Source organism: Vibrio sp. 1167 (assembly GCF_033340375.1).
GTDB classification, from domain to species: domain Bacteria; phylum Pseudomonadota; class Gammaproteobacteria; order Enterobacterales; family Vibrionaceae; genus Vibrio; species Vibrio alginolyticus.
Genome location: NZ_JAWOWK010000009.1, coordinates 121,412 through 141,967, shown reverse-complemented (window position 1 = coordinate 141,967; position 20,556 = coordinate 121,412). Strand labels below are relative to the sequence as shown.

General features: G+C 42.3%; 19 protein-coding genes. 7 read left to right on the top strand and 12 right to left on the bottom strand.

What is annotated here, in order from left to right:
• Positions 1-243 precede the first annotated feature (243 nt).
• Complete coding sequence (locus tag R7Z78_RS18390) at positions 244-1,263, bottom strand: TerC/Alx family metal homeostasis membrane protein (RefSeq protein WP_104976096.1); 1,020 nt, start codon at positions 1,261-1,263, stop codon at positions 244-246.
• A 622-nt stretch (positions 1,264-1,885) separates the two neighbouring features.
• Entirely contained in the window at positions 1,886-3,628 is a 1,743-nt protein-coding gene (locus R7Z78_RS18385) for a bifunctional metallophosphatase/5'-nucleotidase (protein WP_025767787.1), read from the bottom strand.
• A 268-nt stretch (positions 3,629-3,896) separates the two neighbouring features.
• Here R7Z78_RS18385 and R7Z78_RS18380 point away from each other — a divergent pair, with 268 nt between their 5' ends.
• Entirely contained in the window at positions 3,897-5,531 is a 1,635-nt protein-coding gene (locus R7Z78_RS18380) for an ATP-dependent endonuclease (protein ID WP_005376365.1), read from the top strand.
• Between the two features lie 154 nt (positions 5,532-5,685).
• Here R7Z78_RS18380 and R7Z78_RS18375 read toward each other — a convergent pair whose 3' ends face one another.
• Complete coding sequence (locus R7Z78_RS18375) at positions 5,686-6,168, bottom strand: DUF1097 domain-containing protein (protein WP_017634175.1); 483 nt, start codon at positions 6,166-6,168, stop codon at positions 5,686-5,688.
• Between the two features lie 227 nt (positions 6,169-6,395).
• Positions 6,396-7,301 carry a LysR substrate-binding domain-containing protein gene (locus tag R7Z78_RS18370; protein WP_005376369.1) on the bottom strand — a complete coding sequence of 302 codons (906 nt, stop codon included), beginning with the start codon at positions 7,299-7,301 and terminating at the stop codon, positions 6,396-6,398.
• Between the two features lie 301 nt (positions 7,302-7,602).
• Here R7Z78_RS18370 and focA point away from each other — a divergent pair, with 301 nt between their 5' ends.
• Entirely contained in the window at positions 7,603-9,054 is a 1,452-nt protein-coding gene (gene focA, locus R7Z78_RS18365; protein WP_064369261.1) for a formate transporter FocA, read from the top strand.
• A 137-nt stretch (positions 9,055-9,191) separates the two neighbouring features.
• Here the strand turns inward: focA and R7Z78_RS18360 are convergent, their stop codons facing one another.
• The 3 genes from R7Z78_RS18360 to R7Z78_RS18350 form a co-directional block, all read right to left on the bottom strand.
• The gene (locus tag R7Z78_RS18360; RefSeq protein ID WP_017634178.1) at positions 9,192-9,761 is read right to left on the bottom strand and encodes a YceI family protein; all 570 of its coding nucleotides are present in this window, start codon (positions 9,759-9,761) and stop codon (positions 9,192-9,194) included.
• Positions 9,758-10,297 carry a cytochrome b gene (locus R7Z78_RS18355; protein WP_104976098.1) on the bottom strand — a complete coding sequence of 180 codons (540 nt, stop codon included), beginning with the start codon at positions 10,295-10,297 and terminating at the stop codon, positions 9,758-9,760. Before R7Z78_RS18355 ends, R7Z78_RS18360 begins: the two co-directional genes overlap by 4 nt.
• A gap of 174 nt (positions 10,298-10,471) precedes the next feature.
• Positions 10,472-10,714 carry a DUF2164 domain-containing protein gene (locus R7Z78_RS18350; RefSeq protein WP_042520836.1) on the bottom strand — a complete coding sequence of 81 codons (243 nt, stop codon included), beginning with the start codon at positions 10,712-10,714 and terminating at the stop codon, positions 10,472-10,474.
• Between the two features lie 182 nt (positions 10,715-10,896).
• Between R7Z78_RS18350 and R7Z78_RS18345 the strand changes: the two genes are divergently transcribed.
• Entirely contained in the window at positions 10,897-11,529 is a 633-nt protein-coding gene (locus R7Z78_RS18345) for a hypothetical protein (RefSeq protein ID WP_005376385.1), read from the top strand.
• Between the two features lie 187 nt (positions 11,530-11,716).
• Complete coding sequence (locus R7Z78_RS18340) at positions 11,717-12,505, top strand: EAL domain-containing protein (protein WP_104976099.1); 789 nt, start codon at positions 11,717-11,719, stop codon at positions 12,503-12,505.
• Between the two features lie 27 nt (positions 12,506-12,532).
• On the opposite strand, the gene R7Z78_RS18335 is transcribed toward R7Z78_RS18340, so the two are convergent.
• The 3 genes from R7Z78_RS18335 to R7Z78_RS18325 all read right to left on the bottom strand — a co-directional run bounded on the left by R7Z78_RS18335 (position 12,533) and on the right by R7Z78_RS18325 (position 14,717).
• Positions 12,533-13,792: a DEAD/DEAH box helicase gene (locus R7Z78_RS18335; RefSeq protein ID WP_169644078.1), complete on the bottom strand. Its 1,260-nt coding sequence runs from the start codon at positions 13,790-13,792 to the stop codon at positions 12,533-12,535.
• 67 nt (positions 13,793-13,859) lie between these two features.
• Entirely contained in the window at positions 13,860-14,462 is a 603-nt protein-coding gene (locus tag R7Z78_RS18330) for an ACP phosphodiesterase (protein ID WP_104976101.1), read from the bottom strand.
• Between the two features lie 81 nt (positions 14,463-14,543).
• A complete protein-coding gene (locus tag R7Z78_RS18325) occupies positions 14,544-14,717 on the bottom strand; it encodes a hypothetical protein (protein ID WP_005376381.1) in 174 nt (57 codons plus the stop codon).
• A 314-nt stretch (positions 14,718-15,031) separates the two neighbouring features.
• Here R7Z78_RS18325 and R7Z78_RS18320 point away from each other — a divergent pair, with 314 nt between their 5' ends.
• Positions 15,032-16,462, top strand: a complete 1,431-nt coding sequence (locus tag R7Z78_RS18320; protein WP_025767793.1) for a methyl-accepting chemotaxis protein — start codon at positions 15,032-15,034, stop codon at positions 16,460-16,462.
• Between the two features lie 430 nt (positions 16,463-16,892).
• On the opposite strand, the gene R7Z78_RS18315 is transcribed toward R7Z78_RS18320, so the two are convergent.
• Entirely contained in the window at positions 16,893-17,561 is a 669-nt protein-coding gene (locus tag R7Z78_RS18315; protein WP_047103569.1) for an HAD-IA family hydrolase, read from the bottom strand.
• Positions 17,562-17,756: 195 nt separating this feature from the next.
• Positions 17,757-18,266, bottom strand: a complete 510-nt coding sequence (locus R7Z78_RS18310) for a flavodoxin (RefSeq protein ID WP_104976102.1) — start codon at positions 18,264-18,266, stop codon at positions 17,757-17,759.
• Between the two features lie 145 nt (positions 18,267-18,411).
• Between R7Z78_RS18310 and R7Z78_RS18305 the strand changes: the two genes are divergently transcribed.
• Both R7Z78_RS18305 and R7Z78_RS18300 read left to right on the top strand, forming a co-directional pair.
• Positions 18,412-18,882: a CreA family protein gene (locus R7Z78_RS18305; RefSeq protein WP_005397614.1), complete on the top strand. Its 471-nt coding sequence runs from the start codon at positions 18,412-18,414 to the stop codon at positions 18,880-18,882.
• 233 nt (positions 18,883-19,115) lie between these two features.
• On the top strand, positions 19,116-20,420 hold the full coding sequence (locus R7Z78_RS18300) for an inosine/guanosine kinase (RefSeq protein WP_005376376.1): 1,305 nt from the start codon (positions 19,116-19,118) through the stop codon (positions 20,418-20,420).
• Positions 20,421-20,556 lie beyond the last annotated feature (136 nt).

Sequence of the window (20,556 nt, the reverse complement as noted above, 5' to 3'; positions counted from 1 at the left end):
GGTTGTATATTAGTCAGTTTCTTATTGTTTAAGAAATGACAAATTTTACCCATTCAAATTAGAATTTCTAATAAAACAAACTCATTACAAAACTCAAAAATACAAATGAATAATAACGGCATAAATAATCACAATTGCTGTAATTACATTGAATAACTGAACATTACCTGCATAATCGCCCCTTAAGCAACAACATATATTTAACAATATTTTTCGTTATTTCTTTTGATTTTAGTGCTTACTTTATATTTTTTGATTAGTAATATTAACGCTAGTTTGACGCTTCGATTTATTTTTTAGGAGTGATGCAACCACTGCCGATGTCATCACAACAACTAAAAATGTGAGAGACCATGCTGTCGGAATCTCATATTCTGTTCCAACCAATAGCATTTTTACCCCGATAAACATCATGATTACTGATAATGCTGGTTTTAAGTATACAAACTTGTCTAACATTACTTGAAGAACAAAGTACAGCGATCGCAAACCCAGTAATGCAAATACGTTCGCGGCTAAGACTAAAAATGGCTCTCGTGTTACCGCGAATATAGCTGGTATAGAATCCAACGCAAACATAACGTCCATTACTGCAATGACACCAACAACGATCAGCATCGGTGTTGCCACCCACTTACCAGCTTGCTTTAAGATTAAGCGATTTCCTTGGTAGTCATCTGTAACTGGCAATACCTTTCGAATCAACTGCTCCGGATATGGATTAACCTCTTCTGCTTCGCCTTTGTCGCGAGCTAGCTTAACACCCGTCCAAATAAGAAAAGCAGCAAATAAGTACAATACCCAGTGATACTGTGAAAGTAACTGAGCACCAACCGCAATCATGACAGCGCGTAAAACTAGCGCACCTATCACCCCCCAAAGCAATGCTCTCGGACGCAAGTGCTCCGGCACACTGTATTGTGCAAAGATGATGGCAAACACAAACAAGTTATCAACGCTTAACGACTTCTCTAGTAAGTAACCAGTTAAGAATGAAATCGTTGCTTGGTCGTTCGTATAAGCGCTATGTGGCGCGTAAAAGTCCCAGAATAAATAAATAGAACCTGCAAAAACAAAGGCAAGCAAGAACCAAAAAACACTCCAAACGATGGCTTTTTTCATCGTGATAACGCCACCACGTGTTTGATAGATATCAAGCGTAACAAGAACAAGGGTAAATAAACCAAAAGCACCATACATCGCTAATGATTCTTGAAGAGGCACCGATTGGCTCAATTGGGTGGTATTTTCGATAAGAGACATATTTCCTCCCATGGCGGAAGGACTTCGTTTGGTGACCTTCCGCAGACAATAACAACCAACAGCCACATAACGATTATGTGCTGCTAGTCAATGAATGCGTTGGTCTCGTTGAAGTGTTGATGTGAATAAACCACGTAACACCTTTACTTACCGGATAAGCTGATGCTTAACGAGATGACGATAAATAAACTTGCGCTAACTACTCCCCAAACGTCGACATAATAACGCCGAGCGTCAGGCTTTCCAACAAAAAAACCTTGTCTTATCGAAATAAAATTCTTATCAAAAATCAGGAAGCACTATAAAAAGAAAGAAATGGATTCAACCACCTGAACTTTAGTAAACAGACAAAAAGCAGCAAATGGCTCAAGACAAACTCTTCATTGGTTAGAGCCCTAACGGGGAAGATAGATACAAAAAAGGAGCATTACTGCTCCCTTTTGTAACATCCACATTCTTAGCAATTCAAAAGCCGCTTAGAGGCACAAAGTAGACCAGTGTTGACCAAATTGCGATCCAGGCAACCACGACTGCCGTATCTGCCCAATCTTTATTCCACATACTGCCATCCTCATCAACCCATGTAGTAAGTGGAGAGCAGCAAAATGAATACCAGTATCTATTATCGACGTCGCTTTGTGTAAAGTTTGTGACTTTGATTCAAACAGTTTGGCTCATCGGTCAGGAGTTCAATAAAACAATCAGCCATGGACAAACTGGTCACACGCCCTTCTCCTTTCATCTCCTGCAATGCGTCGTACCCCTCTTTCCCTTTCATCGTATAGGCAGAAGAAGTCCCTCGATACCAAACATCATCTTGAACACCTACCCATTGTTTACCATCAAAAATCACTAATGATTGAACTCTTTCACCTTTTGGGGCATCTGCGTGGTACTCGAAGTTTAAATTGTAAGTGTACGGATAACTGCCAGATCCAGTGCCTTCTACGCCATTGTTGAGTGCATTATTTATCGCGCCTTCAAGTGCACGGCGAATAGCGCTGCCTTTTACATCGTAAAAGCCGATAGGAACGGCAAAAGGCAACAGCCGTCCGGCAATGTCTGCCACTGTAATGTTGCCAGGGTTCAAAGAGGTTCGCACGCCACCCGCATTATGAATTGCAAATTGAACGTTATATCCACGTTTGTTTAAACAGTGCAGAAATGATCGGGCAACGGAGGAAGCCAACTCACTCTCACCAAATTCATCGGGAATTCTCACATGACGCTTTTTGGTGTCAACACTAGCAATGACTTGTGACTGTAACTGCCTGACCTGAGGAATATATTTATCGCTCAGGATCGCTTGAGTTTCCGGGTGTTTCTTACAAACCACGACATTCGGTTGACCATGGATGAAGTCGCACGCGGTTTCGAATACACCTTGGTCGAGCTGTTGGTTTAGCGTCGAGTCCCAAAAAATACGTCGACCCAGCAACAGTTCATTTTGTCCACTCAACATCGTTGCTTTACCGTGTTCATCAAACTCAATGACACAGTGCCCCATTGTCAAAGCATGGAAACCCGCTTGCACCACATAGGTATCATTAATTTTGATACCGTAGGGATCGTCTTGTCCTAACCCTATTGATGAAAAATCACCTTGCAACCGGTGGCTGTGTCCACCAACAATTATTCCAATACCTGCAACTTGCTCAGCTAACTCTAAATCACCTTCATAACCTAAGTGGCTCAGAAGAATAATATTTTTTATACCTGATGAATGGATTTGTTTTACGGTCGCCTTGGCGGTTTCAATTGCTGAGTGAAAAGGCGTGTCTGCATCAGGGTTTGCGATGTCGCTCATTTTATCTATGGATAATCCGAAAATCGCGACCCGCTCACCATGGAATTCTTTAACAATGTATTGAGCGCTCTGTGTATCCGGTTGGTAACTATATACATCCTTGCAATCACTGATACGGTGAGGTTTTTTAAGTGATTCATTGGATAAATCCCAGTTGCCAGCAAGCAATGGGAACTGAGTACGTTGGCAAAACAATGCAACTGGCTCATTCCCCATATCTAATTCATGGTTACCTAACGCCATTGCATCAATCTTTAATGCGTTCAATAAGTCGGCATTGGCTTTGCCTTTAAATAGTGAGAAATACAGCGTGCCTTGGAAGCAATCTCCGGCATGGAGGAACAACATCCCATGACCTTGGCGCTGAGCATCATCTCTTAACTGCTCGACTCTGGTTGCGATACGAGAAAAGCCGCCAGCACTGACATAGGGTTCTAGCGTGAGTTCATTGTTTATCTTAAGCTTTAACTGTAATGACGTTGGTTCAAAGTAGGAATGTGTGTCATTGATGTGTGCCAGTTTGATTCTCACTGGCTTATGATTGTTATTCATCTTCATCTTCTCTTTTTTCATTCCTTATAATAATAAGAAGTGAATCATGACAGAATCATGAATTTTATGAAACTGCGATTTAGGATTTCATGTTTAAGTGATCACGATGCTGTCCCCCAGCTTTGAAAGCAAGCCTCGCTTGTAACGGTCTCTATTCAGTAAGAGGCTCTCGTAATTTTGTGAACTGAGCTTAACTCAAAAATTCCGAATTCATATATGCTTAGGAGTAGCAAAATAACTCTCGATAATTCAAATAATTGCAAGGAGGATTGAGATGAGACTAGAACGCATCGAAATCTCCGGGTTTAGAGGCATCAAACGCCTTTCACTCTCTTTTGACGAACTCACCACGCTTATCGGTGAAAACACGTGGGGCAAATCATCATTGCTCGATGCCCTTTCCATCGCACTACCTGCCAATGGCTCATTGTATCAATTCAAACTGAAAGATTTTCACGTTGACTACTCAATTTCTCATCCACAAACACAACACTTACAGATCATTGTTTGTTTTAAAGCACAGGATAAAAACGAAGTAAAAGCGGGACGCTACAGACGCATAAAGCCTACATGGTGCACCAACGAAGATGGTGAGCAAGTCATTTACTATCGTATTAGTGCGTCTCGCGATGAGCACGGCATTAATACAAAGTACGCGTTTTTGGATCATAACGGCAAACCCAAAAAACTTCACCACTCAGAGAAACTCGCTATTGAGTTAATGACACTTCATCCTGTAATCCGACTACGTGACTCCCGACGCTTCCCAGATTTAAACCATGTCAACGGCGATGGTAAAAATGCTCGGATTGAAAAACGAATCAACAACACCTGTCGACGCTTATTGGCTATGCCTGGCCATGTGAATAAAGGTGAGATTCGTAGTAGCCTCGACTCAATGCAAACGCTTGTTGAACACTATTTCGCGTTCAGAAGTGTCAGTAAAGGCAACCCACGCAAACCTCGTGATGGTCTTTTCTATACAAGCCCTTCCTCTGATAAAGGCTTGAGTCAGTTCTTGAAAGAAACCAATGACAAACAAAGCCGCTTGCTTTTAATGGGGTTACTCAATGCCTATCTTCAAGCTAAGGGTCCCACCGATTTAAGGCGCTGTGCGAGACCAATACTGATCATTGAAGATCCAGAAGGTCGACTGCATCCAACTCATCTAGCGAGAGCGTGGTCCTTATTGCAATTGTTGCCAATGCAAAAGATATTAACCACCAACAGTGGCACGTTACTTGGTTCTGTTCCACTGTATTCAATCCGACGTTTAATTCGGCTATCAGACAGAACCATCGCTAAGAGTTTAAACTCAACAAAGTTTGGTCGAGATGAGTTGCGCCGAATTGGTTTCCATATTCGTTTTCATCGTTCCGGAGCATTATTTGCGCGGTGCTGGTTACTTGTTGAGGGCGAAACCGAAGTTTGGCTTTTTCATGAACTGGCTCGTCAATGCGGGTATGACTTGGCTGCCGAAGGGGTTCAAATCGTTGAGTTTGCTCAATCAGGTCTAAAATCACTCATCAAAGTAGCAAAAGAGTTTGGTATTGATTGGCATGTCGTTACCGATGGCGACCCAGCAGGGAAAAAGTACGCGCATGCAGTACGAGCACAGCTCGACCATGATCAGCAAAGGCATCGACTTACGGAATTACCCGACCGAGACATCGAGCACTTTCTGTACAACAATGGGTTTGAACTTTTCTTTAAGGACATCATCAAAGTTCCTCATGACCACCCTATCCCTGCTAAAAAAGTCGTAAATCGTGTTTTGAAAAAACATGCAAAACCGGACTTAGCTTTGGCTATTGTTTCTCATTGTGAAGAGAAAGGCATGGAGTGTATTCCTGTTCTTCTGCGCTGGACACTTAAACGCGTTGTTACCATGGCCAACGGCAATACATGAGTTAGACGTATTTTACACTCAGCGTATTGTCTTGTAATACAAAAAAAAGCACACCAATTTGGTGTGCTTGTATCAAACATCATTAATTTTGATTAAGGGTATTGAGAGGGATAAAACTCAATACACAGTGGATACCAATAAGATCGGGGGTTCACTACTGTGCTTGCTCAGCAAGCGAAGAAGAAGTAGCGGTTGATTTCGTATGCAACCATAGCCCTGTCGCTTTCATTAGATAGCCAAACACACCACCTAGCAACAACGATGGAATGACAAGTTGCCAGTTTCCGTCAGCCGCAAATGTTGCGCATGAACCAATAAAAGTACCAGGGATGTACGCGAGCCAAGCCTGTTTAGCTTGAATACACATGAAGAATGCCACAATAGCGGTAATCACATAGCCAATAATTTCCAACCCCACGTAAGTGGAACCGTGAATAATTACCATTGCCCAGAATACGCCTGTCATATTGGTGATTAAGCTGATGCCTAGTCCTTTCAATCCGCTCGTTGGCGCTGCAAAGTAGCTCGTGCAACCTAAAAAACCAGCCCAAGAAAGCAAACCTAAAGAGATGGCGATCCAACCCCATACGCCAGATAAAATTCCAGTAGTAATAGAAATAGCTAAAAGTGTCGTCATGGTAGTCATACCTACTCGGCTATTATCGTACCTATATGGTTCAATAACTGCCTTCATACATTGAAATCAAGGACACATGTTAGATACATCAGCTCAGCTTATCGGTGATATTGATCACAATAAGATATTATTATTTTCACAATTTACATTAAAAGTTTGACGCAACCGATAAATCAACAGATTTAGGGAATAAACCAACTCATCTCGTAGGCATATTTAATCAACCTTTAAAGAACTGAAGGCTTCCCTTTCATCATTCGCAGCCCCTCTCTTTTAATGCAGTCGACTAATGGGTTTTCTGCCATATCTGAACGCCATATAAATGAAAGCGTCCTTTCCATTTTTAACTCAGGTACATTTAATGCCACAAGGTGACCTGCTTCTATATATCGCTCTACATCTAAATACGGTAAGCAAGTAAGGTACTGACCATTAGCAACTAAACTACGTAACACCGGAACGTGTTCGTACTCGCGCCACACATCCAAATCTTCAATAAGGTGGTGAATGGAACTATCAAATGTTTTTCGTGTGCCAGAGCCATGCTCTCTTAGTACCCACTTCGCTTGCTCTAACTGCGCAAGGCTAACAGACTGATTACGCGCAAAAGGATGATGAGAAGCTGCGACAACAGTAAGATGATCACGACACCATACTTCTTGGTGTAAACGGTTATCATCACAGCGCCCTTCAATAATCCCTAAGTCATACTTGTAATCTAATACCCCATCAATCACCCCTTTTGTACTTTGTACACCGAGGGAAATACGCATTTCTGGAAAGTCATTATCAATGATACTGATAAGGTCGGGAACTAAGTGCTCTGCTGGGGTTTGACTCGCTCCCATGCGAATCTCACCACTCAATAAATGTTGCTCATAGAAGCCCATTTCAATCTGCAATGCATCTTGTAGCAAGCGTTTTGCTTTTGGTCGTAACCACATCCCCCAATGGGTTAACGCCATTTGCTTGCCTTGCCTCTCAAACAACGGCCTGCCAAGCATCTTCTCTAATTGCGCAAGCGACATACTCGTCGCTGATTGTGTTAAAGCCAATTTTTCTGCGGCTTGGCTTACACTGCCGGTATCTGCAACTGCGTCGAAAACCGCTAATTGCTTAAGTGAGTAGCGCAAAGTGTCCTCCATTATTAGTGGGTATTTCCCAATTCCCACAATTGTTAAAGCATGCCCCAATAAGCAATAGAGTTCATTTTACCTAGCCCCGTAAAGTTATCAATTAATTTGATGAGGTTTCTAAATATTATCAATTTTACCTTACTAACCGTTCTCCCTATTCTGAGTACGCGGTTCGGGAACACCGCAAGCCTCAATGGTTTTGAAACCGAAGTCATTGAGGCTCTTAATAAAAACAACAATTTCATTTTTGAGTTAATAACCAAGGATTTTTTATGCGATTACAAATTAAGGAGTCAATATGGCGGTGACCAGTTCTCAAAATCACCAGTATTTTTCTCCAAAAGAGATGATGGTTGAAGCGGAAAAATTTGCGTTAAGTAAGGCAAACAAAACCAGCAGTATGACATTAAGCCTCGCCATTATGGCCGGCGCGTTCATCGGGTTAGCATTCTTGTTTTACATCACGGTGACCACCGGCAGTACGGGCGCTGGTTGGGGCTTGAGCCGCCTAGCTGGTGGACTCGCATTTAGCATGGGATTGATCCTCATCGTGATCTGCGGTGGTGAATTATTTACCAGCTCCGTCCTATCCAGTATTTCTTGGGCCAATAAGCAAATCTCGTTCGGTAAGATGCTTTCGATCTGGGGCAAAGTTTACGTTGGTAACTTTATTGGTGCGATGTTCCTACTTGCGCTGGTTACTGCTGCTGGTCTTTATCAGATGGATGGCGGTCAATGGGGATTAAATGCGCTTAACATCGCACAACACAAACTTCACCACACTCTCATTCAAGCGTTTGCACTCGGTATTCTCTGTAACCTGTTGGTCTGCCTAGCGATTTGGCTGACATTTAGTTCTGCAAATGCAATGACAAAAGCAGCAATGACAATTTTGCCTGTGGCAATGTTTGTCAGCAGCGGTTTTGAGCACTGTGTTGCGAACATGTTTATGGTTCCACTTGGTATTGTTATCGCGAATTTTGCACCTGAATCTTTTTGGGCATCTGTCGGTGTGCCCGCGTCACAATACACAGACCTAAACATTAGCCACTTTATTACCGCTAACTTAATTCCTGTCACGCTTGGCAACATCGTCGGCGGAGCGGTATTAGTTGGCCTTTCAAACTGGTGTATTTTTCGCCGACCAGAACTAAAAGCAGCGAATGTTTCTTCTATCACTACAACTACAACACTGTCGTCAGTTAAGGATTTCACCATGAAAAATGCCTCTTTTGTTAAAGACATTATGAACCCAAAACCAGTCACCGTTCGTGCAGAAACGCCAATTGCAGCCGCGCTGGATGTGTTACTTGATAACAACGTAACTAGCGCACCTGTTGTAGACGTACAAAATCGATTAGTTGGCTTCTTCTCTGCTCACGATGTGATGGTAGAACTATGGTGTGAGGACTATATTCCGGTGAAAGACCAAAAAGTCGTCGACATCATGAGCCGAGATGTGGTCGCAATTGACGCTGATGATCGCCTCGTTGATGTTGTGGAGTTCCTATGTATCGATAAAGCGCAGTTGTACCCAGCGAGCAGTATGGGTATTGCCACTCGCTTGACGTCTTTGTCTCTCGAAGAACGCGCTAAAAGTATCAAAGTAAGTAAGCCACAAGTGCTTCCTGTGCTTGAAAATGGGCAGATGGTCGGGGTCGTTACTCGTACTGAAGTATTAAAAGCACTACGCCCGATTTTTGGTGAGCGTTTAAACCTAGTGGAAAAAAGCGAGTTAGAAACAGCGTAATTCGCTAAACATTTACAACGTCTATTGGCTTTCAATCGCTATCACTGACTGGTTTATCGATGTTAGTGATGTGATTAAGATAATAAAAAAGCGCTCTTCAAGTGAAGAGCGCTTTTAGTGTATCTAAAAGGAACTAATTACTTCTTAATACCTTCGATATGAAGTTCCATATCGACGTAGCTTGAAGCACCCATTACTGGGATGTCAAAGTCAGCAAGCTCTAGGCGAGTGTTGCCAACAAAGCCAGCGCGCTCGCCGCCCCATGGGTCACTGCCAGCACCAACGAATTCAGCCTCAATAGTAATAGGCTTAGTAACACCGTGTAGCGTTAAATCACCAGTTACATCTAGTTTGCCATTGCCTTTATCAACCACTTTTGTGCTCGTAAAGGTTGCTTCACTGTATTTACCAGCATCGATGAAGTCACCACTACGAATGTGTTTGTCACGTTCAGCATGGTTTGAATCTAGGCTGGTTGTATCAACAACAACATTTACTTTTGAGTCAGCAATGTTGTTTTCATCAAAAGAAAAGTCACCAGAAAATGTATTGAAACGACCTTTGATGAAACTGTAACCCAAGTGGCTAACTTTAAAGTTGATTGAAGCGTGAGCACCTTTGGTATCGATGACATAATCTGCAGCTTGCGCACCAAATGGCAGTGCCATAGCGATAGCTAATCCTGTAGCGAAAAGTGACTTTTTCATTTTGAAGCTCCTAACATTTTTCTTAATGTGTTGTCTTTATCGATAAAGTGGTGTTTTAGTGCAGCAATAGCATGTAAACCTGCAATCAGGATGACTGCCCAAGCTGCATAGAAGTGAATCTCACCTGCAATATCTGATTGGCCTGGGAATAACTCTCCCGCTCCTGGCACGGTGAACCAATTAAACACTTCGATGCCGCGTCCATCAGACGTTGAAATGAGGTAACCTGAAACAAAGATGGTGATCAATAGTAGGTACATGACACCATGCGCTGCTTTAGCAGCAAGCACTTCGTAACGTTTGCCTTCTACCTTTGGTGACGCCGTCACATGTTTCCATACGATGCGTGCCAAAATTAAAATAGCGAGTAAAATACCGACAGAGCGATGGTAATGCGGCGCAGTTCGATACCATTCGCTGTAATAGCTAAGGTCGACCATCCACAAACCCACTGCAAATAGACCAATAATGCACAGCGCTGATAACCAATGCATCACGCGTGCAGTAAGGTTGTAATTCTTTACCAGTGTATCCATCTCAAGTTCCTAGATATATTCCTAAGTTAATGCTGAGCAAGAAACACTACATTAACCTATTTACGTCATATGAAACAGATTATTTACCATCATTTACATCCAGCCAATGGTACCGTATCTATCAAGTTGTTCGAATTTTTTGAAGGAACTTTAAATCGTTTGTAAAACTGAAACTTACAGCTTAATTTCTTGTTCTATCTCATACAGCTCTTCGGAAACTTCTAACATTCTGCGTTCAACCAGTAACTTAGCATCTTCAACACCCTTGTTATAGTAAATTGGCCCTAGTTTTTCTGTAATAAAATCAATTAGAAACTCACTATCGAACTGGCCAATTTCAACATCTAGCTCGTCTTGCATGTAATCTTGAATGGCGGTGGCCAGCGCCTCTTTTTGTGCGCGTTCTAGCTTTATCATTTTTCCCTTTCAAATTTTTGTTCAACTTCTGCTTCTTTCGTGTTGTTCTATTAAAGATTAGACACGGTCATTTGTGAGAAATTTGGTGTTTAGATCAAGAAGTTGCCGAAGTAAATTAGTCTATTCTCAAAAGACTATGCTAACCTTTTGCAGTTCGTTTTGTAATTATTAAGGGATATTCTTTGCTACTCGACCTAGTTATTCAAAGTGTTAATGATTTTCAAGACGACTGTCTTAAGCTGTGTGAAAAGCATTACCCTGCGGTGCATAACCAAGGCATGAGTGAGCATCATCTTGGTCTCGCGTTTTCAAGAAGGATGGAACATACTTTTCGTCACTTTGGATACAACTGCGTGATAAAGCCAATCGAAGTGTTGGATTCTCCAGACCTTCCCCATCACTATCGAATTTCATCCGACATTGGCACTGTCTGGGTTCTGAGTCACCATATGGTCAGTGCCGGAAAATCTTGCCGGGAAAACTTACTCTCATCAATTACGGAATGGCAGAGTGAATATGGCTATGCCTTACAGCCTAATGACCTACTCTTTTTGGTTTGCGATCATTGGATAAGTCGCAGCAAAACGAGCCGAGAATTGCTTCATTGGTGGATGGGTGAACTACCCGATCAGATCAACGAATACACAGAACAAGGAATCACACTGTACACCAGCGAGTCGCAACTCACGCAATCGTTGGACACTCGATTCGGTATTAGCCCTTGTTACATTAAGTTTGGGCATCCTTTACGGCGTTCGAACAAACAGCAGTTAGTCAGAAAATATTTGCAGTTGTATGCCGTACTGCAATGGTAGCATCAAATTGAAGTGCTGAGATTATCAATTATTTCATCAATTTGTTTGATATCACTCGACAAAACTACCCATCCATTACCATCGTTCTTGCTTGAGTTAATGAGCACACTTAGATTCATTGCCAATGAAATAGAAAAATTAGCGCGATAACGCTGATGTTGAGACATTGATTTAGGTTGTGGTAACAATGATGAGCATCTCGCAACTACTTAGTTGCATCCGGAAAGAAGCCGACGGGCAGTATATTGCGAAATACGCGAACTTCACTCTCCGCAGTGTCTTTCAACCCATATATAAGAACGATATTTCCATCGTTGGCCTTGAAGCACTGGTAAGAATTAGCAATGCCAATGGCACCATGGTTAGGCCAGATCAGTTTTTCCAATCCAAAGCGACTCCCACTCAAGATTTGCTCAATGTTGAACGCTTAAGTCGCCTAATCCATATCAAAAATTTCTCTCAGTCTCGCTTTCACACAAAACAATTGTTTCTCAATGTATTACCGGTAGCGGCAGAGATACTAGTCAAAGACGTCACTTATAACCGACTGCTAAAACAAACCATTTATGAATCGCATTTGATGAATGAACAAATCGTCATGGAGTTACTTGAATTGAAGGTGGAGGATGAACTCTCTTTGTCTCAAGCTACTCGGGAGTTAAGTCTTGAAGGATTTAAATTAGCGATTGACGATTATGGCGTCAATGCATCGACAACTGAGCGAGTGAGAAGCGTTTGCCCAGATATAATCAAGATGGATCGCTCTTTATTGCTAAGGTATGAAAACGGTGATTTTAAAGCGCTTAACGATGCATTATCACTCGCAAAAGCGTTATGCTCTAAAACCGTTATCGAAGGAATTGAAACCGAGCATCAACTTCGCTTAATGAAAAAGCTCGGTTTCGATATGTATCAAGGGTACCTACTTGCTATCCCCCAAACGTTAGACGTCTATGAAGAGGCAAAAACAGCCTGACTATGTAAGAACAAAAGTTTGCGCGGTTTAGCGAGAGCTACGTGATTTACCACGATTCTTATGAATCGCCAATTTTGCTTTTAGCTTACGCTTCTCAGATGAACGACTACGACGACGCCCACCCCCATTTTGTTCAGGCTCAACTTCTTCTACAAGACTTGGTTCGAAACCTGCCAGCCATTCTTGGGGTAAGCGTTGATCAAGCAGGTTCTCGATAGCTTGCAACAAGTACTCCTCATCTCTACTCATAAGAGAAACCGCCAAACCTGACTTTCCTGCTCTTCCAGTGCGGCCAATTCGATGGACATAATCTTCTGCTTTGAATGGCATATCAAAGTTCACGACTTGTTCTAGCTCTTGAATATCTAACCCTCGTGCTGCCACATCGGTTGCAATCAAAGCACGTACCTTACCTTGTTTAAATTCATCCAAAGCTCTTTGGCGGGCGCCCTGTGATTTATCACCGTTGATAGAAACCGCTTTGATGCCATCTAACTTGAGCTCTTTCGCTAACTCATCACTGCCTTGCTTCGTTTTTGTAAATACAAGCACTTGCTGCCAATTCCGCGAGCCAATTAAGTACGCTAGCAATTCCCGTTTCCGTTTTTTATCCACTGGATAAACCATTTGTGTTACCGTGTCAGCAGTCGTATTTGCTGGTGAAACTTCGACTTCAACTGGCGATTCCATGAGTTTATACGCAATAGTTTTGATTCGCTTCTCAAATGTCGCAGAGAACAATAGGATCTGTTTCTCAGCAGGCAAACGTCGGAAGATGCGCTGCAAGTCAGGCCAAAATCCCATATCTAACATACGGTCGGCTTCGTCTAACACGAGCATACCGGTTTTAGAGATGTTTACGTTACCATTAAACAGGTGATCCAAAAGGCGGCCTGGCGTGGCAATCAAAATATCAGCGCCCTCTTCTAACTTTCTCTTTTGTACGCCAATGCTTGTACCACCATAAACACACACGATGCGAAGTTCTGTTTCTGCCGAGTACTGATTCAAATTATCAAATACCTGCTGTGCAAGCTCGCGTGTTGGAACCAAAATCAATGCTTGAGGTGTGCCATTAAGTTTCTTTTGCTGAACGGTTTGTATGATAGGTAAACCAAATGCAGCCGTTTTTCCCGTACCAGTTTGTGCAGCAGCAAGTAAGTTTTTTCCTGCAAGGACGTGTGGAATTGACTTTTCTTGCACTGGTGTTGGCGTCACGATATTTAGATTGCCTAGCGTCTCGATTAGCTTTTGTTCGATGCCTAAATCAGCAAAATTAACAGACATGTGTAACCTCATTATTTTTGGAGCGCAGAGTTTACCAGAGCCCCTAAAGCCATACTACTTTTCTATCTCATTGAGTTGAGTCATTAAGCTGTTGCTGAAAATCATACGACTGGCGCAAAACATCTCGATAAAGTGACGAGAACTTCTCTTCTAATTCGGTGTAATCACTTTCAATCACTTTAAATGTTGTGGTTAAGTCTGCCATCCTAGGACTTCTTTGCGACATCCGATGTAGTGCAAATTCTATATTGTCTAGATCTTGATAGGATTGAAGCCATCGGCCATGCCACATTCTGCTGTGGAGCACCAAAAAACGTGGCGGCAAATGTTCATGAACCTCTCGGTTTACTCTCTCGTATGCCGTTTTTACAAAGTGTTCGAGAGGCTCGGAATGAAAGTCGTTCCAGTGTTTTGCGAGGCAATGATCCCAAAACATATCCAAAGCGATAGGTGCAAAACGTCGCGCAACACCAGTGAAATGAGGCTTACATTCGTTGACGATTGGATGATGATCAGTAATACGGTCAACAAATCTATGTAATCTGATGCCGTTTGAGATATCGCGATCATACAGCTTGCTTGGATCTCCTTTTACGAAGTCTCCAAGCAAGTTTCCCAATAAATGGCTGTTACTGTGATCTGCGATATGCAGGTGGGCTAGAAAGTTCATTCGACGCCAATTTTGGCCTCTAGGGCTTGGTGTGACATGAACCTAGTATAACGTCAATTACGACGAGATGAGAGTGTTCCGCTATTCGGCTTCGTTGTCTGAGCCAACGTATTCCGACAAGATAATGCCAATTTCAAGCGCATCTAGCAGCTCTAAGCTCTCATCGTTTTGGTATTGGTCGCTCATTGTGACCTCCTTTATTTTAAGCTCTCTTGCTTTTACTTGCTGACGGCCTGACTCTTGCCATATCCACATCAGCAACTCCTTTTTATAGTCTTTATATGACACATTCATGACAGCGAGAAGTAAAGATTTAAAAACCTATGAGCATAATCAAAAGTAAACGATTGCAATTAGATTTCATATCCGCTTAACACTTTAGAGAAATGACTCTTTTATCAACATTCATGTCAATTTAAAGATATAACATACTGTTATAGGCGTCCTTAGATCTCATTTCTTAAACTAAATTTAGTATTCGTTACATATTTTGCTGATTAACTTCGCATATTTTGTTTCGATATAGCAATAGATTTGGTCAATATCTTTTATCTCTAATGGAGCTTTAAATGAGAGAAGTTGAGTTTAGAACGATAGACAGGCTGTTTATCAAGATGTCTATCAACGACAAAATGTGGGTTATATTCCTACTATTTTTAGTAGCCCTCACTTCAGTGGCTGGAAGCCGCTACTTCAATGAAATACAACAATTTGAGCAGCAAGCCATCTCGGCGAGCGAAGCGAAGCTTTCTGGTATCGTTGATGCTCAATCAAACCGCGCTACAGAAATTGACGGCGTATCGAAATCGAACCGCGTAAGCGAGAGTTCTTTTGTCGATGGGTCTGTCACCGCTTATGCCAAGTTGCATTCTGGAGAAGTGATTAAGCTGACTCAAAATGTGTCCACACAATACGAATCGGTAAAATCATCAGCTCTATCGTCACTATTACTCAGCTTCTTATGGGTTATTCCTTTTGCCCTATTCTCTTACTGGGTGGCAACGTTTATCGGAGGAGCTCTGTGGGTTTTATATACAACAACCGAAAAAATTGGTGACGGTGACTTAACCTCTCGTCTTGGTTTTCACCCTGGTCGAGATGAATTCGGTACCATCGGCTGTGCGCTAGACAAGTCTATGGATACCTTAAGTGAACTGGTTAATAGTGTTAAAAATAATGCAACGATGTTGAGCGAGACATCTTCTGCATTCGAAAAAGATATGCAGTTGAGTGAAACCCAGATATCTCATCAATATCAAACGCTTGATTCAGTCGCGACGGCAATGGAAGAAATGACAGCCTCTGCAAAGGAGGTATCAAGTATTTCTCAACAAGCAACGACGCAGTCAGACCAAGATGCCCAGAAGATCGAACTAAGCAGAAGCCGTGTACAAAACGTGATTGGCGAGATAGAGACGTTATCTAGCTATATTGAACAAGCCTCTACGTCAGTAACCAATTTAAACGAGAATACGACGCAGATTAATGACGTGATCACAACGATTAACGCCATTTCAGAACAAACTAATCTGTTGGCACTAAACGCAGCAATCGAAGCAGCCCGTGCTGGTGAACAAGGTCGTGGATTTGCAGTGGTTGCCGATGAAGTACGTACATTAGCAAGCAGAACTCAACAGGCAACAGTAGAGATCCAAGCCATGATTGAGAAGCTTCAAATAGAGAGTCAGAACATTGCTTCAATCACCAACCGAACCGTTCAGCAAGCTCAAACCAGCAGCCAGCTTATTGATGAAATCGGCCATGATGTTACCTCTATTGCCGAGTCAGCACGCTCATTAATGGACATGAGCATTCAGATTTCCACATCTGCTGAAGAACAAAGCGCAGTGGCTAACGATATTGCATCGGAACTTTCAGAAATTCGTAGTCAATCAAGCACAATCAGAGAAGTGGCGGAGCAATCTACCGCTGGCGTCGCTAATCTCACGCAAGCCTCCGTTTCTCTTGGTGAGATATTACAACGCTACCGCACCGCATAACGTTGTGAGGCTTATGATCAACAAGGGCTCCTTAAGGAGCCCTTTTCTTTAAACCGTGTTCAACTATTACCTTCGATATTTTCTACGACATCCAAGTGGATATTTGAAGTGAATCTCAAGTTCTCGCTGTACCGGATGAAATAATGTTCTTAAACAAAGCGTTCCGCTATGCTTGATCTTGCCAATTCCAATTTGCTGCTGGAAAACAATATGAATAATTACAAAGACACAAAAGACATAGAGAACCTGAACTGCCCACTCTGCCAAGGAGATGAATATCTCATTTCATCGGATGGCGAGAAATTCACATGCGCTGCTTGTGGATTTCATACAAAAAACTTCTCATCTATCCAATGTCTACATCAAACGCCTTACCTACAGTCTAAACTTAAGCACATCCACAGCTTGAGTCCGGTTTGCCATTAGTAGGTCAAACAGAGCAGCCACACAGCTGCTCTTTTAATTCATCTAAATGATGGATGCGAATTACACGCTCGTCATCAACACGATTGATAGCTTCACCATTAAATAACTGCACCGTTTTGATACCGGCGTTTAGTCCCGCCTCAACTCCTTTAGGAGTGTCATCAATATAAAGACAGTCACTTGGTAAAAAGCCCATGCTCATAGCACTGTACATGATTAAATCGGGCTCAGGCTTCCAACTATTCGCATCGAATGCCGAGAACACTTTCCCTCGGAAAGCATCGAGTAAACCGGTTAACTCCAAAGCGTATTCAATTTTATCTTTAGGTCCATTAGACGCCACACAATATTCGATATTATGCGAATCCAAAAACTGAATTAATCGTTTTGCGCCATCCATCGGCTGTAAGTGACGCACAAAAAGAGACTGGACTTCTTCTCGGTATTGCGGCTCTAAAACATCAATTGGGACTTTGATATCTTTCAATTCTTTAGTATCTAAAAGGATGTCAGCGAGCTTTCCTCCTTTAAAGTGAGAAACGCACTCTTCCATCGTTAACTCAGCCCCATGCTGGTTAAATACATTGACGAGCGCTTGGCAACACAGTCTTTCGCTGTCGACCAACGTACCATCACAGTCAAATATCACGCACTTAATATTGGTAATTGCCATAGCCATCTCCAGACGTCTTAAAGGCTTACGCCCAAGCTGATTTTAAGAATGTTTGGATTAATCTTATTTGAGTTTGGGATTGTTGAAACGACGAGCTTGGCATTTCATGGAAATAGAAGGGAGCAATTACAGTTTTTCTAAGCAAGATCACCCAACGTCATCTTGCTTTACTTTTTATGCACATTGATGTGTAAGTTAGTTTTCGATAACCACTGAGTCTAACAGTTTTTGCTCGGTGCTTAGTCTTTTAGCCAGATCAGCCACAAACGAGCTTTTGTAGTTTGATTCAGAAACAGCAACATCAGAGATGAGTGTATTTCCTTCGAGATGGCTAACAATAGCAGCACCAATTGGGACTCCAGATTTAAAACCAACATATAATTCAAAATCTGGCGTGAGGATAATCTGTGTCAGATATTCAATGATCATATCTTTATCATACTGCTGTTTCCAGCGCTGAGATTGCAAGATAGAGAACATAATGGTCAGTCGATGAAAATCGACCAGAAAAATATCGTCGGGGTTAAATTCAGAGTCACTTTCCAGTAGTGTGTCTTTGTCGACTACTTGATACGTTGCTTTTTCTAGCGTTTTGAAATAGACATCGCGCCCTTTCAAACTCTCTGGTGTCGGAAATTCAACTTCGACCAGATCATACAGCCATGTATTTTTACGCTCGATACTGGCTAACTGTTGTTCATTCATCTTGATACCTTCGTTTAGAGCAGTACATTAGCATGAAGCCCGCAACAAACCTAGCGCACATAGACCTTTCCGTGGCTAAATTTTGTTTTAGGTGCAAACCTCTGATAGATTTCATCAATATCTTTCCTAGTTAAGGACAAAAATAATGAAAAAGATGCTGTTAAGTGCATTGCTTGCTACTACTCTAGTTGGTTGTTCAGATAACGATGTTGCTGACGTGGGGCTCGGTTGGTTTACTTTGAAAGACATCAAAGTCGGTGAGTTGAAAGACGAGGTGGTAACAGGTGTCACATGTCACATCGCCTCTATCGAAGCGGATTTCAGCTTAGCAGATCCAAGTGATAGCTCAATATCATGTCGTCAGACTGGCGAAATCACACCGGAAATGATTGCAAAAATAGATAAGAGTAAGTCCGGTGAAATTGTATTTAAGAAGTCAAAAAGCATTTTCTTCAAAACAATGAAGGTTCGCCGTATTTATGATGCCGATAACCAAACCTTACTCTACTTGTCTTATACAACAAAAGAGACCGATGGTAGTTTTAAGCATAGCCTTTCGACAGTCCCACTTTGGGGTACCAAGGCTTACGTTGAGCCAACTGAAGTGAAAAAGTAACGCGGGTAAATTTAGTTAGCGCGGAGCGGGCTCTTTCCGGGCGCTGCTGAGCAACAAGTTTAAAAAACAACCCATTGCAATACGACAAGCCTCATAAATTGCAGCTGCTTTGGTTGCTATTTACTCAGCTCGCTGATTTTTTCAGCGAGCAGACTTCTTTGTAATAAATCGCCACGATTTTCATTTTTTTGTGATATAATCCCGCCTCTTTTTTTTCTCACTCAAGAACAAGCATGAAGTTTCCTGGTCAGCGTAAATCTAAACACTACTTCCCAACTCACGCTCGAGATCCATTAGTAAACCAAATCCGACAGGCACCTAAGCTATATCGCCCAACTATTGTTGGTGTCGGTCAAACCATTGTAGATATCGAAGCACGTGTAGATGACGCGTTTTTAGAGAAATACAACCTGAGTAAAGGACATTCGCTCGTTCTTGAAGAAAGCAAAGCAGATGCACTTTACGAAGAACTGGTTGAGCAAGGCCTGATCACACACCAATACCCAGGTGACACGATTGGCAATACTCTTCACAACTACTCAGTTTTAGCCGATAGCAAATCCGTTTTGCTCGGTGTGATGTCTAAGAACATTCAAGTCGGTTCTTTTGCTTATCGCTACCTTTGCCGTACGTCTTCACGCATGAACCTTAACCATTTACAAACGGTAGATGGCCCTATTGGTCGCTGCTACACCCTAATTTCTCAAGACGGTGAGCGTACATTTGCTATCAACGAAGGTCATATGAATCAACTACTTCCGGAAAGCATTCCTGAAGAGATCTTTGAGAAAGCATCAGCCCTGGTTGTTTCTTCTTACCTAATGCGTGGTAAAGAAGAAGATCCAATGCCTAAAGCGGTACAAAGAGCGATCGACTTTGCTAAGAAGCACGATGTCCCTGTTGTACTTACGTTAGGGACAAAGTACGTTATCGAAGGTAACGCACAGTGGTGGCAAGAATACATTCGCGAAAACATTTCTGTTGTCGCTATGAATGAAGAAGAAGGTGCGGCGCTAACAGGTGAAACAGAGCCGCTAGCTGCTGCTGATAAAGCACTTGAATGGGTTGATCTCGTACTGTGTACGGCAGGACCAAATGGTCTGTACATGGCTGGTTACACCGACGAGAAAGTAAAACGAGAAACCACACACGACATCCTTGAAAGCTCCCTCGAAGCCTTTAACCAGTACGAGTTTAGTCGTGCGATGCGTAAAGAAGACTGTCAAAACCCAATGAAGGTCTACTCTCACATCGGCCCTTACCTTGGTGGACCATTAGAGATTAAGAACACTAATGGTGCAGGTGATGCAGCCCTTTCAGCCTTACTGCATGACATGGCAGCAAACTCTTTCCACCAAAAAGAAGTGCCTAACTCAGAAAAGCACGAAGTACGATGCTTAACCTACTCCTCGCTTTCTCAGATCTGTAAATACGCAAACCGAGTAAGCTATGAAGTGTTGACGCAGCACTCTCCTCGCCTATCGCGAGCGCTTCCTGAACGAGAAGATAGCTTAGAAGAGACTTATTGGGATCGTTAAAACGACAGCTTTAAAGCTAAAAATATATCAAGGTCACCATTTGGTGGCCTTTTTGTTTTTATCTAGCACTATAACGAGTAGATTTCGTTAGTATGTCGCACAATACGAAGCAGTAAACTCTTTACAAGCCTAACCG